Annotated in this window: 15 protein-coding genes; 12 read left to right on the top strand and 3 right to left on the bottom strand. The window is 53.7% G+C overall.

Going from position 1 to position 14,864, the window contains the following annotated elements; translation table 11 throughout:
- Nucleotides 1-205: 205 nt before the first annotated feature.
- Nucleotides 206-520, bottom strand: coding sequence for a transcriptional regulator BolA (bolA, locus tag J2X14_RS13575; protein ID WP_352411722.1), 315 nt, complete (start codon nucleotides 518-520; stop codon nucleotides 206-208).
- 276 nt (nucleotides 521-796) lie between these two features.
- Here bolA and J2X14_RS13570 point away from each other — a divergent pair, with 276 nt between their 5' ends.
- The 8 genes from J2X14_RS13570 (at nucleotide 797) to J2X14_RS13535 (ending at nucleotide 9,591) form a co-directional block, all read left to right on the top strand.
- Nucleotides 797-1,375, top strand: a complete 579-nt coding sequence (locus tag J2X14_RS13570) for a lipoprotein (RefSeq protein WP_352411721.1) — start codon at nucleotides 797-799, stop codon at nucleotides 1,373-1,375.
- A 54-nt stretch (nucleotides 1,376-1,429) separates the two neighbouring features.
- Nucleotides 1,430-2,905 carry a muropeptide MFS transporter AmpG gene (ampG, locus tag J2X14_RS13565; protein WP_352411720.1) on the top strand — a complete coding sequence of 492 codons (1,476 nt, stop codon included), beginning with the start codon at nucleotides 1,430-1,432 and terminating at the stop codon, nucleotides 2,903-2,905.
- A gap of 440 nt (nucleotides 2,906-3,345) precedes the next feature.
- The gene (gene cyoA / locus J2X14_RS13560) at nucleotides 3,346-4,269 is read left to right on the top strand and encodes a cytochrome o ubiquinol oxidase subunit II (protein WP_352411719.1); all 924 of its coding nucleotides are present in this window, start codon (nucleotides 3,346-3,348) and stop codon (nucleotides 4,267-4,269) included.
- 4 nt (nucleotides 4,270-4,273) lie between these two features.
- Nucleotides 4,274-6,256 (top strand): cytochrome o ubiquinol oxidase subunit I, encoded by a 1,983-nt coding sequence (gene cyoB, locus J2X14_RS13555; RefSeq protein WP_352411718.1) that lies wholly within the window; start codon nucleotides 4,274-4,276, stop codon nucleotides 6,254-6,256.
- On the top strand, nucleotides 6,256-6,867 hold the full coding sequence (locus J2X14_RS13550; RefSeq protein ID WP_502890009.1) for a cytochrome o ubiquinol oxidase subunit III: 612 nt from the start codon (nucleotides 6,256-6,258) through the stop codon (nucleotides 6,865-6,867). Before cyoB ends, J2X14_RS13550 begins: the two co-directional genes overlap by 1 nt.
- Nucleotides 6,867-7,199, top strand: a complete 333-nt coding sequence (locus J2X14_RS13545) for a cytochrome o ubiquinol oxidase subunit IV (RefSeq protein ID WP_352411717.1) — start codon at nucleotides 6,867-6,869, stop codon at nucleotides 7,197-7,199. Before J2X14_RS13550 ends, J2X14_RS13545 begins: the two co-directional genes overlap by 1 nt.
- A 13-nt stretch (nucleotides 7,200-7,212) precedes the next feature.
- Nucleotides 7,213-8,100: a heme o synthase gene (cyoE, locus tag J2X14_RS13540; RefSeq protein WP_352411716.1), complete on the top strand. Its 888-nt coding sequence runs from the start codon at nucleotides 7,213-7,215 to the stop codon at nucleotides 8,098-8,100.
- A gap of 126 nt (nucleotides 8,101-8,226) precedes the next feature.
- On the top strand, nucleotides 8,227-9,591 hold the full coding sequence (locus tag J2X14_RS13535; protein WP_352411715.1) for an MFS transporter: 1,365 nt from the start codon (nucleotides 8,227-8,229) through the stop codon (nucleotides 9,589-9,591).
- A 310-nt stretch (nucleotides 9,592-9,901) separates the two neighbouring features.
- On the opposite strand, the gene J2X14_RS13530 is transcribed toward J2X14_RS13535, so the two are convergent.
- Nucleotides 9,902-10,393, bottom strand: a complete 492-nt coding sequence (locus J2X14_RS13530) for a YajQ family cyclic di-GMP-binding protein (RefSeq protein ID WP_352411714.1) — start codon at nucleotides 10,391-10,393, stop codon at nucleotides 9,902-9,904.
- A gap of 124 nt (nucleotides 10,394-10,517) precedes the next feature.
- Here J2X14_RS13530 and panE point away from each other — a divergent pair, with 124 nt between their 5' ends.
- Nucleotides 10,518-11,438 (top strand): 2-dehydropantoate 2-reductase, encoded by a 921-nt coding sequence (panE, locus tag J2X14_RS13525; RefSeq protein ID WP_352411713.1) that lies wholly within the window; start codon nucleotides 10,518-10,520, stop codon nucleotides 11,436-11,438.
- Complete coding sequence (gene yajL, locus J2X14_RS13520) at nucleotides 11,392-11,994, top strand: protein deglycase YajL (RefSeq protein ID WP_352411712.1); 603 nt, start codon at nucleotides 11,392-11,394, stop codon at nucleotides 11,992-11,994. Before panE ends, yajL begins: the two co-directional genes overlap by 47 nt.
- A 40-nt stretch (nucleotides 11,995-12,034) precedes the next feature.
- Here yajL and thiI read toward each other — a convergent pair whose 3' ends face one another.
- On the bottom strand, nucleotides 12,035-13,483 hold the full coding sequence (gene thiI, locus J2X14_RS13515; RefSeq protein ID WP_352411711.1) for a tRNA uracil 4-sulfurtransferase ThiI: 1,449 nt from the start codon (nucleotides 13,481-13,483) through the stop codon (nucleotides 12,035-12,037).
- Between the two features lie 231 nt (nucleotides 13,484-13,714).
- Here thiI and xseB point away from each other — a divergent pair, with 231 nt between their 5' ends.
- Both xseB and ispA read left to right on the top strand, forming a co-directional pair.
- On the top strand, nucleotides 13,715-13,957 hold the full coding sequence (xseB, locus tag J2X14_RS13510; RefSeq protein ID WP_085067726.1) for an exodeoxyribonuclease VII small subunit: 243 nt from the start codon (nucleotides 13,715-13,717) through the stop codon (nucleotides 13,955-13,957).
- Entirely contained in the window at nucleotides 13,957-14,856 is a 900-nt protein-coding gene (gene ispA, locus J2X14_RS13505; RefSeq protein WP_352411710.1) for a (2E,6E)-farnesyl diphosphate synthase, read from the top strand. Before xseB ends, ispA begins: the two co-directional genes overlap by 1 nt.
- Nucleotides 14,857-14,864 lie beyond the last annotated feature (8 nt).

Here is a 14,864-nt window from a genome sequence, read left to right as displayed (position 1 = left end):
TACCAGAAGCGTCCCGAAGCAATTCCGGAAAAATAGACGCAGCATTATAGCGGCATCGTTTTACCACGTCGAGAACGCAAACCGGGCACCGGTTCGCAGTTTGATGGAAAATAAACGAAAATGCGCGGTGCCCGCTACCGAAGCGAGTAAAATTCAGACAAAAGAAAACGGCCCGTGGGCCGTTTGGGTTAATTCCTCTGTATGCTCAGGCCAGCATGCCTGCGCCGCGACAGTTGGGTGAAGAGAGCACCGTATCCTGCAATCCCTCCCACTCCTTCAGCGTATAGGTATGCAGCGCCAGCGCATGAACGCTGCCTGCCAGCTCTTCGCTCAGCGTGCTGTAAATAGCCCGATGACGCGTTAAAAAGCGCTGGTCAGTAAAGCTGTCGCTGACAATCACCACTTTGAAGTGGCTCTCCGATCCCGCAGGGACATTATGACGATAACTCTCATCATGAACTTCCAGGTGGGCCGGTTGAAAGGCGGTTCTTAACTTTTCTTCTATTTGTTCGCGAATCATGACATCCACTCCTCTACGGCAGAGAGCTACGCCCCATCCCTTTAAATATTAGCTGGTTTTCATTTCTTCCCGCAGCTAAAGCGAAAAAAACTGTCCCGCTTGTTATCACAGCACGCGCGATTGCGCGGCCGCTCACAGTAAATGCGCTTTTCGCACGTTGAAAAAACAGGCGGCCTGATGAATTTACACGCCGCCGGGGCTTTCTTCACACCAACGCAATGATATGATGCCCGCTGTTTTGTCAGCAATATCATTCAGACTCATGAGAAAATAAGCATGTTAAAAAAACTTTTCTTCCCTCTGCTGGCTGCCTTTATTCTGGCTGGCTGTGCAAACAACAGCAATACCATCGATGTACAACCCGCTATTCAACTGCCTTCGCAAGATCCGAGCCTGATGGGCGTGACGGTCAGCATTAACGGCGCCGATCAGCGTGCCGATCAGGCGCTGGCCAAAGTGACCCGCGATGCGCAGCTGGTTACGCTGACGCCAAGCCGCGACCTGCGTTTCCTGTTGCAGGAAGTGCTGGAAAAACAGATGACCGCTCGCGGTTACATGATCGGCCCTAATGGCGCGGTAGATTTGCAGATCGTAGTTAACAACCTGTATGCCGACGTTACCCAGGGCAACCTGCGCTACAGCATCACCACCAAAGCGGACATTTCGATTATTGCCAACGCGAAAAACGGCAATAAGCAGGTGAAAAACTATCGCCAGACCTATAGTGTCGAAGGGGCGTTTAACGCTACCAATGAAAAAATCACCAAGGCCGTTAACGCCACCCTGAGCGACGTCATTTCCGATATGGCGCAGGACACCAGTGTAAACAGCTTTATCAAGCAGAACGCGCGTTAATGATATTTGGTTGCCCGGCAGGACGCCGGGCATGCCAACAGGAAAAGAGCCGTTATGGATAATCACTATCTGCGGATGTTTACCCAGCGTAATGCCGCAATCTTGCTGCTGCTGGGCTTTGCTTCCGGTCTTCCTCTTGCCCTGACGTCCGGTACGCTACAGGCGTGGATGACGGTAGAAGGCGTGGATCTTAAAACCATCGGCTTTTTTTCGCTGGTTGGACAAGCCTATGTTTTTAAGTTTCTCTGGTCTCCCCTGATGGATCGCTATACGCCGCCTTTCCTCGGACGGCGTCGCGGTTGGCTATTGATTACGCAGCTGTTGCTGATTGGCGGTATCGCGTTGATGGGCAGCATAGAGCCGTCGCGTCATTTAACCTTACTGGCGGCGCTGGCGGTGCTGGTCGCCTTCTGCTCTGCCTCGCAGGATATTGTCTTTGATGCGTGGAAAACCGATGTCCTGCCGCCGGAAGAACGCGGTAGCGGCGCGGCGATCACCGTGCTCGGCTATCGCCTGGCGATGCTGGTATCGGGCGGGCTGGCGCTGTGGCTGGCGGATCGCTACTTAGGCTGGCAGGCCACCTACTGGCTGATGGCATTAATGATGTTGCCAGGGCTTATCGCCACCCTGTTGGCGCGCGAGCCAGCGGATGTGGCAATCCGGCCGCATACGCTGGAAGAAGCGGTGATGGCGCCGCTGCGTGATTTCTTCAACCGCGATAACGCCTGGCTGATGCTGTCGCTGATTGTGCTTTATAAGCTGGGGGATGCCTTTGCCGCCAGCCTGACCACCTCTTTTCTGATTCGCGGCGTCGGCTTTTCCGCCGGTGACGTCGGACTGGTGAATAAGTCGCTTGGCCTGCTGGCAACCATTATCGGCGCGCTGTATGGCGGTGTAGTGATGCAGCGCCTGAGCCTGTTTCGCGCCTTGATGCTGTTTGGCGTGCTGCAAGCCTTCTCTAACCTTGCTTACTGGCTGCTTTCCGTGACGCCGCCCCATATGTGGAGCATGGCCAGCGCGGTATTTGTTGAAAATCTGTGTGGCGGCATGGGCACCGCCGCTTTCGTCGCCCTGTTGATGAGCCTGTGTAACCGTTCGTTCTCCGCGACGCAGTTTGCTTTGCTGTCGGCGCTGTCGGCGGTAGGAAGGGTGTATGTCGGTCCGGCGGCGGGCTGGCTGGTAGAGCTGTGGGGATGGCCTACCTTTTACGCCTTTTCCGTGATTGCCGCCCTGCCCGGCCTGCTGCTGCTGGCGGCCAGCAAACAGAGCCTGTTGCAATCGCAGGCCAGCCAGCACTTTAATCCGCGCCAGCACTGGCCGGTGGGTTATCGCTGGGCGCTGCGTCTGTTAGCGGCAGGCGGCGCGCTGCTGGCGATTTGGCTGCTGGCGCTGGCGCTGGAAGCGGGCGGAATATTGAGTTTGCCCTCACTGCTGCCGTTATTTAACCTCGGCTGCTTGTTGATGCTACTCGGGATATTTACCGGTACGCTGCTGGACTATCTGGCACAGCGCAAACTGTTTTCCGCGTAATTGCTCCGGACGGTAAAAATAGTTTCCGTCCGGACGTTAAAATAGCTGCAGATGTTAAATTTCCGTTCCATTCTTTTTCGCAAAAAAATTATCGGCCTGCTTCAGCAAACTGTGTCTAATATTAAAAACCGGTGCGTAATTATTTATGTTTAATAATTATCACCCAAATGATGCAAATTTGTTAAACTATTGAGGCTTGCTTACGTTGTTTAGAATCAACCCTTCCTATAACTCATTTGAGTCATCCTTTTTCGTTATATTAACCCAAACGGCCGTCTACATTAATATTCTGTCACTTTCTGCAACAGATGTGACACCCTTGGCAAAAGGTGTCAACACAGTTCTGACACGTTCTTAAGCTGGTTTACACTGCATAAACCTTCCCGTAAAATGCCGCCACACTTAAACGACAATAGAGCCCTTGTCATTGAGGTCGTTAAATGAGACTCAGGAAATACAATAAAAGTTTGGGGATTTTGTCATTAATTGCAGGCACTTTATTGTTAAGTGGCTGTGATAGTGCGTTGTTAGATCCCAAAGGACAGGTTGCAATGGAGCAACGTTCGCTGATACTGACAGCCTTTGGCTTGATGTTGATCGTTGTTATACCCGCAATTCTGATGGCCGTGGTGTTCGCATGGAAATATCGTGCGTCCAACACTAATGCAAAATATAGCCCTAACTGGTCCCACTCCAATAAAGTGGAAGCGGTGGTCTGGACCGTTCCGATCCTGATCATTGTCTTCCTTGGCGTGTTGACCTGGAAATCAACCCACGCGCTGGAACCTGGCAAACCGCTGGTTTCTGACGTGAAACCGGTTGAGATCGACGTTATTGCACTGGACTGGAAATGGTTGTTTATCTATCCGGAGCAGGGTATTGCAACGGTTAATGAGATTGCGTTCCCAGCGAATACGCCGGTGAGCTTCAAAATCACCTCAAACTCCGTTATGAACTCTTTCTTCATTCCAACCCTTGGCAGCCAGATCTATGCGATGGCGGGTATGCAGACCAAACTGCATCTGATTGCTAATGAGCCGGGTACCTTTAAGGGCATCTCGTCTAACTTTAGCGGCCGTGGTTTCTCTGGAATGAAGTTTAACGCTATCGCTACGCCCGATCAGGCAAGCTTCGAGCAATGGGTAGCCAAAGCGAAGCAGGCACCAAACACTTTAACCACCATGGATGAGTTCGAGAAACTGGCAGCGCCAAGCGAAAATCATCCGGTTGAGTACTTCGGTAATGCGAATCCTGAATTGTTCAAGCAGGTTATTGGCAAATTCATGACGCACGAGAAGATGGACATGTCAGGTCACGAAGGCATGGACATGGGTGAAGCCTCTCACGCGGGAGTCGAGGAATAATACGATGTTCGGAAAATTAACACTGGATGCAGTGCCGTATCATGAGCCGATTATCATGGTTACGGTCGCCGCCATCATTCTTGGTGGTCTGGCGCTTGTCGCTGCGCTGACTTACTTCGGTAAGTGGAAATACCTGTGGACGGAATGGCTGACCTCAGTCGACCACAAAAAACTGGGTATCATGTATGTGATCCTGGCATTCGTTATGCTGGTGCGTGGCTTTGCCGACGCCATCATGATGCGTGGCCAGCAGATGTTGGCCTCTGCCGGGGAAGCGGGCTTCCTGCCGCCTCACCACTACGATCAGATCTTTACCGCCCACGGCGTTATCATGATCTTCTTCGTAGCGATGCCGTTCGTGGTTGGTCTGATGAACATCGCTGTTCCTCTGCAGATCGGCGCGCGCGACGTGGCGTTCCCTTTCCTTAATAACCTGAGCTTCTGGTTCACCGCCGTTGGTGTGATCCTGGTTAACCTGTCTCTGGGCGTAGGTGAATTTGCTCAGACCGGTTGGCTGGCTTATCCGCCGCTGTCAGGCGCGGAGTACAGTCCGGGCGTCGGGGTAGATTACTGGATTTGGAGCCTGCAGCTTTCCGGTATCGGTACGACATTAACGGGTATTAACTTCTTCGTTACTATCCTGAAAATGCGTGCGCCGGGCATGACCATGTTCAAAATGCCGGTATTCACCTGGGCATCGCTGTGTACTAACGTGCTGATCATCGCGGCGTTCCCGGTACTGACCGTTACGCTGGCGCTGTTGACCCTTGACCGTTATCTGGGCTTCCATTTCTTTACCAATGATATGGGTGGCAACATGATGATGTATGTCAACCTGATCTGGGTATGGGGTCATCCGGAAGTATACATTCTGGTTCTGCCGGTATTCGGCGTGTTCTCAGAAGTGGTTGCGACGTTCTCGAAAAAACGCCTGTTTGGCTACACCTCGCTGGTGTGGGCAACCGTGGTTATTACCGTACTTTCCTTTATCGTTTGGCTGCACCACTTCTTTACCATGGGTGCGGGCGCGAACGTTAACGCCTTCTTCGGCATTATGACGATGATTATCGCCATCCCGACCGGCGTTAAGATCTTTAACTGGCTGTTCACCATGTACCAGGGCCGCATTCAGATGCACTCTGCCATGCTGTGGACCGTAGGCTTCCTGGTCACCTTCTCTGTTGGTGGTATGACCGGTGTTCTGCTGGCGGTGCCGGGTGCGGACTTCGTACTGCACAACAGTCTGTTCCTGATCGCGCACTTCCATAACGTAATTATCGGTGGTGTGGTGTTCGGTTGTATGGCCGGTGTGACCTACTGGTTCCCGAAAGCATTTGGTTTCACCCTGAACGAAACCTGGGGTAAACGCGCGTTCTGGTTCTGGATTATTGGCTTCTTCACCGCCTTTATGCCGCTGTACGTGCTGGGCTTTATGGGTATGACCCGTCGTCTGAGCCAGGACATCGATCCGCAGTTCCACTCTCTGCTGGTGATTGCAGCGGTTGGTGCGGTGCTGATTGGTCTGGGTATTATTAGCCAGGTCATCATGTTCTGGGTATCTGTTCGCGATCGTCATCTGAACCGCGACCTGACCGGTGACCCGTGGGGTGGCCGTACGCTGGAGTGGTCTACTTCTTCTCCGCCGCCGTTCTATAACTTCGCAGTGGTTCCGCACATCAATGAGCGTGATGCCTTCTGGGAAATGAAAGAAAAAGGCGAAGCGTATAAGCAACCTGCTCATTATGAAGAGATCCACATGCCGAAAAACAGCGGCGCGGGCCTGATTATCGCTCTGTTCGCTACGGTGTTTGGTTTCGCTGCCATCTGGCATATCTGGTGGCTGATGGGTCTGTCCTTCGTGGCGATGATTGTTAGCTGGATTGTTAAAAGCTTCGATGAAGACGTTGATTACTATGTTCCGGTCAAAGAGGTCGAAGCAATTGAGAATCAGCACTTCAAAGATATCAGCAAAGCAGGTCTGAAATAATGGCACAAACACTCTCTAAACAGCACGACGCCCATGCGGAGCATGGGCATCACGATGCAGGAGCCAACAAGGTTTTTGGCTTCTGGATCTACCTGATGAGCGACTGCATTATCTTCGCAACGCTGTTTGCGACCTATGCAGTTATGGTCAACAACACTGCCGGTGGCCCGGCAGGTAAAGACATTTTCGAACTGCCGTTCGTATTGGTCGAAACCGCCCTGCTGCTGTTGAGCTCCATTACTTATGGTATGGCCGTTATCGGCATGAACAATGGTCACAAAGGCGCGGTTAACCGCTGGCTGGCGCTGACCTTCCTGTTCGGTCTTGGCTTTATCGCGATGGAAATCTATGAATTCCATCATCTGATCGCAGAAGGCTTCGGCCCGGATCGCAGCGGCTTCCTCTCCGGCTTCTTTACGCTGGTGGGTACCCACGGTCTGCACGTGACTTCTGGTCTGATCTGGATGCTGGTTCTGATGTTCCAGATTGCTAAAAATGGTCTGACTGCAACTAACCGTGCACGTGTAATGTGTCTGAGCCTGTTCTGGCACTTCCTGGATGTGGTTTGGATCTGCGTATTTACCGTTGTCTATCTGATGGGAGCCATGTAATGAGTCATTCTGTTAACGAACATGGCGCATCTCACGGTAGCGTGAAGTCGTACATGATTGGCTTCATCCTTTCTATCATCCTGACGGCTATCCCGTTCTGGATGGTAATGGATGGCGGCGCTTCGCATGGCACAATCCTTGGCGTGGTTCTGGTGTGTGCGGTCGTTCAGGTTGTTGTTCACCTGATCTTCTTCCTGCACTTAGATACCAAATCTGAAGGCGGCTGGAACTTTGTGGCGATTGTCTTCTCCGCCATAATTATCCTGATTGTCGTCGTCGGCTCGCTGTGGATCATGTGGAACCTCAACTACAACATGATGATGTCCCACTAAAGAGTCGCTCGTGATGATTAAGCAATACCTGCAAGTAACAAAACCAGGAATTATTTTCGGGAATTTAATTTCTGTTATCGGGGGTTTTCTGCTGGCTTCGAAAGGCAGTATTGATTACACCCTGTTTCTCACCGCCCTCGTTGGTGTCTCGCTGGTGGTCGCATCAGGTTGTGTTTACAACAACTTTATCGACCGCGACATCGACAGAAAAATGGAGAGAACCAAGAATCGAGTGCTGGTAAAAGGCCTCATCTCTCCGAAAGTAACCCTGGTTTATGCAACCGCATTAGGTATTGCTGGCTTTGCGTTGCTGTATTTCGGAGCAAACCCGCTGGCCATGTGGCTGGCGGTCATGGGCTTCGTGGTATACGTCGGCATTTACAGCCTCTATATGAAGCGTAAATCAGTCTACGGTACGCTGATTGGTAGTCTGTCCGGCGCTGCGCCGCCGGTCATCGGCTACTGCGCAGTGACTAACGAGTTTGATGCTGGCGCGCTGATCCTGTTGGCGATCTTTAGCCTGTGGCAGATGCCGCACTCCTATGCGATTGCGATCTTCCGCTTTAAAGATTACCAGGCAGCGAATATTCCGGTTCTGCCGGTAGTGAAAGGCATTTCCGTGGCGAAAAACCATATTACGCTCTATATCCTGGCGTTTATGATTGCCACGCTGATGCTGACGCTGGGCGGCTACGCTGGCTACAAATATCTGGTGGTTGCGGCGGCAGTAAGCGTTTGGTGGCTGGGTATGGCGCTTTCAGGTTACAAAACCTCAAACGATCGTGTTTGGGCGCGTAAACTGTTTGTGTTCTCTATCGTCGCTATCACGGCGCTAAGCGTGATGATGTCGGTCGACTTTATGGCACCGACGTCGCAGAATCTGCTGACTTACGTACGCTAATCGTAAGCAACATCACTAAGGGCGCATATTGCGCCCTTTCTTTTTGTTACGACTGTTTAAAAACTTCCGTTTTACCCGCCCTGCCCTGCTCCTTAAAATAGCGTCAGTCATCATATTGAGGTTGCAATGAACGATAACAAAATGACACCGGTTGAGCTGCGCGCGACCTGGGGTTTAGGCACCGTATTTTCTTTACGTATGTTGGGCATGTTTATGGTGTTGCCAGTGCTCACCACATACGGCATGGCATTACAGGGCGCCAGCGAAGCGCTTATTGGTTTGGCGATTGGTATTTATGGGCTGGCGCAGGCGATTTTCCAGATACCCTTTGGCCTGCTTTCCGATCGTATCGGGCGTAAGCCGTTAATTGTCGGCGGGCTGCTGGTATTTGTCCTGGGCAGCGTGATCGCCGCCAGCACCACCTCTATCTGGGGCGTGATTCTTGGTCGTGCTCTGCAAGGCTCTGGTGCGATTGCCGCCGCCGTGATGGCGCTGCTTTCGGATCTGACGCGTGAGCAAAACCGCACCAAAGCGATGGCCTTTATCGGCATCAGTTTCGGCGTGACCTTTGCTATCGCTATGGTGCTGGGCCCGATTATTACCCATGCGCTTGGCCTGCATGCGCTGTTCTGGATGATCGCGATCCTGGCCAGCTGTGGCATTATCATTACGCTGCTGGTGGTGCCTGCTGCGCCGCATCATGTGCTGAACCGTGAATCAGGGATGGTTAAAAGCAGCATTCGTGAAGTGCTGATGCAGCCGCGCCTGTTAAAGCTGAATATCGGCATTCTCTGCCTGCATGTTCTGCTGATGTCGAGCTTTGTCGCCCTGCCGGGCCAGTTTGAACAGGCGGGTTTCCCGGCGGAGCAGCACTGGAAAATTTATCTGGTTACCATGCTGGTCGCTTTCGTGGCCGTCGTGCCCTTTATCATCTATGCCGAAGTGAAACGCCGCATGAAGCGCGTTTTTATCTGCTGCGTCGCACTCATTCTTATTGCCGAAGTGGTGCTTTGGGGTGCCGGCAATCATTTCTGGACGCTGGTGATTGGCGTACAGCTGTTTTTCCTCGCCTTTAACCTGATGGAGGCTATTTTGCCTTCGTTAATCAGCAAAGAGTCACCGGCCGGTTATAAAGGCACCGCAATGGGCATCTATTCCACCAGCCAGTTCCTGGGGGTGGCGATAGGCGGCAGCATGGGCGGCTGGGTGTTTGATCAGTTTGATGCGCAGACGGTATTTTTGTTGGGGGCGATTGTCGCCACGCTGTGGCTATTACTCAGCTGCACCATGCAGGAGCCGCCTTACGTCAGCAGCCTGCGCATCGTGCTGAGCGAAAATGCGCTGAACGACCCGCGCCTTGAGCAAAAACTCAAAGCGCAGCGCGGCGTCTCTTCCGTGTTTATCGTACCTGAAGAGCGCAGCGCTTATATCAAAATTGACAGCAAGGTTACCAGTCGGGTTGAACTGGAAGCCCTGCTCGCCAGCGCATAACGCTTCACCGCAGGCTTAACGGCTTACAAACATCACTGAAGCTCAGGCACGGAAAGGCCGGACCAAAGAGTAAAACGTCCCGCGGCCTGGGATGGCGCGGGCCGAGCCGTCAGGGATGACGTTTTTGCATCTTTACGATCGGGCCGGTCTTTCCGGGTGGGCACCGTAGCAAACATCACCGAAGCTCAGGCACGGAAAGGCCGGACCAAAGAGTAAAGCGTCCCGCGTCAGGGATGGCGCGGGCCGAGCCGTCAGGGATGACGTCTTTTGCGTCTTTACGATCGGACCGGCCTTTCCGGGAGGGCACCGATTAATCGCGGAAATTTTTAAACTGGAACGGCTGCCCCAGATTACCGCTGCGCACCAGCGCCATCGCGCTTTGCAAATCGTCACGCGACTTACCGTTCACGCGCACTTCTTCTCCCTGAATCTGCGGCTGCACCTTCAGCTTACTGTCTTTAATCAGCTTAACGATCTTCTTCGCCATATCGCTCTCAATGCCCTGCTTTAGTTTGGCATCCACACTCCAGCTCTTACCGCTATGCTCAATCTGCTCCGGCACGTCCAGCGCCGCACCCTCAATACCACGCTTAAGCAACTTTTCACGCATAATATCCACCAGCTGCTTCACCTGAAAATCGGACTCGGTGGTGATCTTAATCGTCTGCGCTTTTTCATTCAGCTCAATGCTGGCGCTCACGTTACGGAAGTCAAACCGGGTAGAGAGCTCACGCGTGGCGTTTTCCACCGCGTTTTTGACTTCCTGCATGTCGATTTCTGAAACGATATCGAAAGATGGCATAATTTTTTTCTCCAGACTCGAAAGTGACAGGCATAATACCTGCTTGTGCAGGGCAAGGAAAATAGCCCTTAAACATACTCCATTAACTCGCCGGTAAGGCTCCGAAACGCCTGCGGGAGGACGCATGAAAATTACGGTACTGGGTTGCGGCGCGCTCGGCCAGCTCTGGCTGGCGGCGCTCGATCGACAGGGACATGAAGTGCAGGGTTGGCTACGCGTTCCCCAGCCCTGGTGTTCGGTAAACGTTATTGATACCGACGGTTCGGTGGTAAATAAAACCTTTATCGCCAACGATCCGCTGTTTCTTAGCCAGTGCGATCTCCTGCTGGTAACGGTAAAAGCCTGGCAGGTTTCCGGTGCGGTAAAAAACCTGCAAAGCCTGCTGCCGCCAGATTGCCCGCTACTGCTGCTGCATAACGGCATGGGTACGCTGGAAGAGCTAAAAGGCCTGACGCAGCCGTTACTACGCGGCGTCACCACCCATGCGGCGAAACATGACGGCACGGTGATTCTGCACGTTGCGGGCGGCACCACGCATATCGGGCCCGGTTCCGCCGACAGCGCAGCGCTAAGCGACCTGGCAGAGATGCTGCACCAGGCGCTGCCGGACGTCGCCTGGCATAATGATGTCTCCGCTGCCTGCTGGCAAAAGCTGGCGGTTAACTGCGTTATCAACCCCCTGAGCGCGATTCATGACTGCTTAAACGGCGAGCTGGCCGCCTGGCCGCAGCAAATCACGCTGCTGTGTGACGAAGTGGCGGCGGTCATGACGCGCGAAGGCCTGCATACCAGCGCCGACCAGCTACAGGAATATATCCACTCGGTGATTGCCAGCACCGCGCAAAACGTCTCGTCGATGCTGCAGGATATCCGCTCCCAGCGCCGCACCGAGATTGAATACATTACCGGTTATCTGCTGAAGCGCGCGCGGGCGCAAGGGATCGCCGTGCCGGAAAATGCCCGGCTTTATGAACTGATTAAGCGTAAGGAACAAGATTATGAACGCGAACGTATCGGTGCTGGTCTGCCTGGCACATGGCACTGAAGAAACCGAAGCCGTCACCACCATCGATCTGCTGGTGCGCGCTGGAATTAATGTCACTACCGCCAGCGTCAACGGCGATGGCAATCGCGAAATCGTCTGCTCGCGCGGCGTCCGACTGCTGGCGGATGCCCCGCTGGTGGAGGTAGCGGATCAGGACTTTGCGGCTATCGTACTGCCGGGCGGCCTGAAAGGCGCGGAAGCTTTCCGCGATAGCCCGCTGCTGGTGGAAACGGTAAGGCAGTTTCACCTCTCCGGCCGCATTGTCGCCGCGATCTGCGCCGCGGCCGGCACGGTGCTGGTGCCGCACGACCTGTTTCCTTTAGGCAACATGACCGGTTTCCCCGGACTGAAAGAGACGATCCCGGCGGAAAAATGGGTAGAAAAACGGGTTGTTTGGGATCCGCGCGTTAATTTGCTTACCAGCCAAGGGCCGGGCACGGCGATCGATTTCGCACTCAAGATTATCGACCTGCTGATCGGCAGAGAAAAAGCGCGGGAGGTAGGAGACCAACTGGTGATGGCGGCGGGCATTTACGACTACCGCGAACCGTTTTAAGCGTTAGCAGGCCAGCCGGGCGGCTGGCCTGCTTCGATGATTAAGGGCGATAGACCTTCACGTTCTTAAAGCCCTGCTCATGCAGATAGAGCGCCTGCAAACGGCTCATCACGCCGCGATCGCAATACAACAGCCAGGTTTTGCTCTGGTCGAGATCGCCAAACTGCGTCGCCAGTTTGAAAAACGGCAGCGACGTCACATCAATGCCATCCACCTTCAGCGGCTTCACTTCCTGCTCATCCAGCGAGCGAATATCCAGCAGCGCTTCATTGGCAGAAACAGAAGCAACGGTTTCAACCTCAACCACCTCTTCTTGCGACTGCTCCGCAATGGTACGGATATCGACATTGGTCGCTTCCTGCACCGCGCGCTCCAGCACGCTGAAATCGAAATTCGCTTCTTCCGCTTCGATCTTGCTCTTCACCGCTTTGACCGTCGGGCTTTTCGAGATCACGCCGCAATATTCCGGCATGGTGCGGGCAAAATCTTCCGTGCCGATCTGGCGCGCAAGATTAATGATATGTTCTTTATCATGCGAAATCAGCGGACGCAGAATCAACGTATCGGAAGCGTTATCAATCAGGCGCAGGTTGGTCAACGTCTGGCTTGATACCTGTCCCAGCGCTTCGCCGGTAACCAGCGCCTGCACGCCGTAGCGCTCGGCGATTTGCGACGCCGCACGCACCATCATACGCTTCAGCACCACGCCCATCTGGCCGTCGTCCACGTTTTCCAGAATCTCAGCCACCACCGGCTCAAAGTTAATGGCGACAAAGCGCACGCGATGCGAGCGGCCAAAACGATTCCACAGATAGTGCGCAACCTGACGCACGCCGATTTCATGCGCCGCGCCGCCAAGGTTAAAGAAGCAGTAATGGACGCGACAGCCGCGACGCAGCAGCATATAGCTGGAGACGCCGGAATCGAAGCCGCCGGAGATCAGCGACAGCACATCTTCCTGCGTACCGATAGGGAAACCGCCCAGGCCTTCATGACGTCCGGTCACCAGAATCAGACGATCGTTTTCAATTTCCAGATTGACCGTCACCTGCGGATGCGACAGTTTTACCTGCGCGCTGGCAACATGCTGATTAATGCCGCCGCCGACGTAACGCTCGACATCCTGCGAGCTAAAGGGATGCTGACCACGACGCTTCACGCGTACGCAGAACGTTTTCCCTTCAACGCGTTCGCGGTTAATGGCCAGCGTCTGCTCGAAAATATCGTGCATATCGGTCCAGGTGCGCTCTTCAACCGCCAGCACATGATGAATACCTGGGATACGCGTTAATTCATCAACGTACACATCGCGCAGGCTCTCATTTTTGGAGCGTACTTCGATATGATCCCAGTGACGCACCACTGCCAGCGTTTCATCCAGATCCTTCAGCACGTTACGAATATTACCCGTAAGGATTTTGATGAAGCGCAAGCGCACCGACTGACTCTTGATGGTGATTTCAGGAAATAATTTAATGATAAACTTCATGGCAGCACAGCTCTGAGAGAATTAAGTGCTAAAAAGAGCGGCACTTAACTGATAAAATCAATGAATTGCAAAGTAACCGGTGTCCTTTGCTTCCGAGGCGCGGCAGTATATCACTTTTGTCTTTGAGCTGCCTGTTTTACCGTCATGCTCTATCATTATTTTGCTAATCATTTCGAGTCGGCTACCATGTCCGCTTGCTATAGATAAAAAACCTGTGAGCCAATAATTACTATGCCAAAAAAAGCCGAACAGCCCATTAGTTTTGAAACGTCCTTGCAGCAGCTGGAACAGATCGTTACCCGTCTGGAAAGTGGCGATTTGCCGCTGGAAGAGGCGCTGAATGAGTTTGAGCGCGGCGTACAGCTGGCAAAAGTGGGGCAAAAAACGCTGCAGCAGGCGGAACAGCGCGTCCAGATCCTGCTTAACGATGATAAAGATGCCGCCCTGACGCCCTTTACGCCGGATGCTGAATAATGGATTTTGCTGAATTACTGGCCCACTATCACCAGCGGGTAAACCTTGCGCTCGCGCGTTTTATCGCTCCCCTGCCCTTTCAGAGTTCTCCTCTGGTTAATGCCATGCAATATGGGGCATTATTAGGCGGTAAACGGCTGCGTCCGTTTCTGGTCTATGTGGTTGGCAATATGCTGCACGTTGAGGCCGATAGTCTGGACGCGCCCGCCGCCGCCGTTGAATGCATCCACGCCTACTCACTGATCCATGACGACCTTCCGGCCATGGATGACGATAGCCTGCGTCGTGGGCAGCCAACCTGTCATATTAAATTTGGCGAAGACACCGCTATTCTGGCAGGTGATGCGCTGCAAACGCTGGCCTTTTCTATTCTTGCCGATGCGCCGATGCGCGACGTTACGCCGCAGGATCGCATTGCGATGATCTCGGAGCTGGCGCAGGCCAGCGGCGTGGCTGGCATGTGCGGCGGTCAGGCGCTGGATCTGGCGGCGGAAGGCCAACAGATCGATCTGGCGGCGCTGGAAAAAATTCATCGTCACAAAACCGGTGCGCTGATTCGCGCCGCCGTCCGTCTCGGCGCCCTGAGCGCAGGCGAACGCGGGCGCGCGGCTTTACCGCTGCTCGACCGTTATGCCAACGCCATCGGCCTCGCTTTTCAGGTTCAGGATGACATTCTGGATGTGGTGGGCGATACCGCGGTCACAGGCAAACAGCAGGGTGCCGATCAGCATCTCGGCAAAAGCACCTACCCGGCCCTGATGGGACTGGACAGTGCCCGTCAGAAAGCGCAGGACCTCTATCAGGAAGCGCTTGATGCGCTGGAGCAGCTGGCCGCGCTTTCTTTGGACACCTCCGCCCTGCATGCGCTGGCAGGCTTCATAATCGAACGCGATAAATAACTTCCACA

The sequence above is a fragment of the Mixta sp. BE291 genome, from assembly GCF_031457955.1.
Taxonomy (GTDB): Bacteria; Pseudomonadota; Gammaproteobacteria; order Enterobacterales; family Enterobacteriaceae; genus Mixta.
This window is presented reverse-complemented; position numbering and strand designations above follow the sequence as displayed.

Excerpts from the sequence above, each read along its gene's own strand:
- panE (WP_352411713.1), top strand. The coding sequence starts at position 10,518 with ATGAAAATTACGGTACTGGGTTGCGGCGCGCTCGGCCAGCTCTGGCTG.
- ampG (WP_352411720.1), top strand. The coding sequence starts at position 1,430 with ATGGATAATCACTATCTGCGGATGTTTACCCAGCGTAATGCCGCAATC.
- J2X14_RS13545 (WP_352411717.1), top strand. The coding sequence starts at position 6,867 with ATGAGTCATTCTGTTAACGAACATGGCGCATCTCACGGTAGCGTGAAG.
- bolA (WP_352411722.1), bottom strand. The coding sequence starts at position 520 with ATGATTCGCGAACAAATAGAAGAAAAGTTAAGAACCGCCTTTCAACCG.
- cyoE (WP_352411716.1), top strand. The coding sequence starts at position 7,213 with ATGATTAAGCAATACCTGCAAGTAACAAAACCAGGAATTATTTTCGGG.
- ispA (WP_352411710.1), top strand. The coding sequence starts at position 13,957 with ATGGATTTTGCTGAATTACTGGCCCACTATCACCAGCGGGTAAACCTT.
- J2X14_RS13535 (WP_352411715.1), top strand. The coding sequence starts at position 8,227 with ATGAACGATAACAAAATGACACCGGTTGAGCTGCGCGCGACCTGGGGT.
- J2X14_RS13530 (WP_352411714.1), bottom strand. The coding sequence starts at position 10,393 with ATGCCATCTTTCGATATCGTTTCAGAAATCGACATGCAGGAAGTCAAA.
- cyoA (WP_352411719.1), top strand. The coding sequence starts at position 3,346 with ATGAGACTCAGGAAATACAATAAAAGTTTGGGGATTTTGTCATTAATT.
- J2X14_RS13550 (WP_502890009.1), top strand. The coding sequence starts at position 6,256 with ATGGCACAAACACTCTCTAAACAGCACGACGCCCATGCGGAGCATGGG.
- yajL (WP_352411712.1), top strand. The coding sequence starts at position 11,392 with ATGAACGCGAACGTATCGGTGCTGGTCTGCCTGGCACATGGCACTGAA.
- cyoB (WP_352411718.1), top strand. The coding sequence starts at position 4,274 with ATGTTCGGAAAATTAACACTGGATGCAGTGCCGTATCATGAGCCGATT.
- xseB (WP_085067726.1), top strand. The coding sequence starts at position 13,715 with ATGCCAAAAAAAGCCGAACAGCCCATTAGTTTTGAAACGTCCTTGCAG.
- J2X14_RS13570 (WP_352411721.1), top strand. The coding sequence starts at position 797 with ATGTTAAAAAAACTTTTCTTCCCTCTGCTGGCTGCCTTTATTCTGGCT.
- thiI (WP_352411711.1), bottom strand. The coding sequence starts at position 13,483 with ATGAAGTTTATCATTAAATTATTTCCTGAAATCACCATCAAGAGTCAG.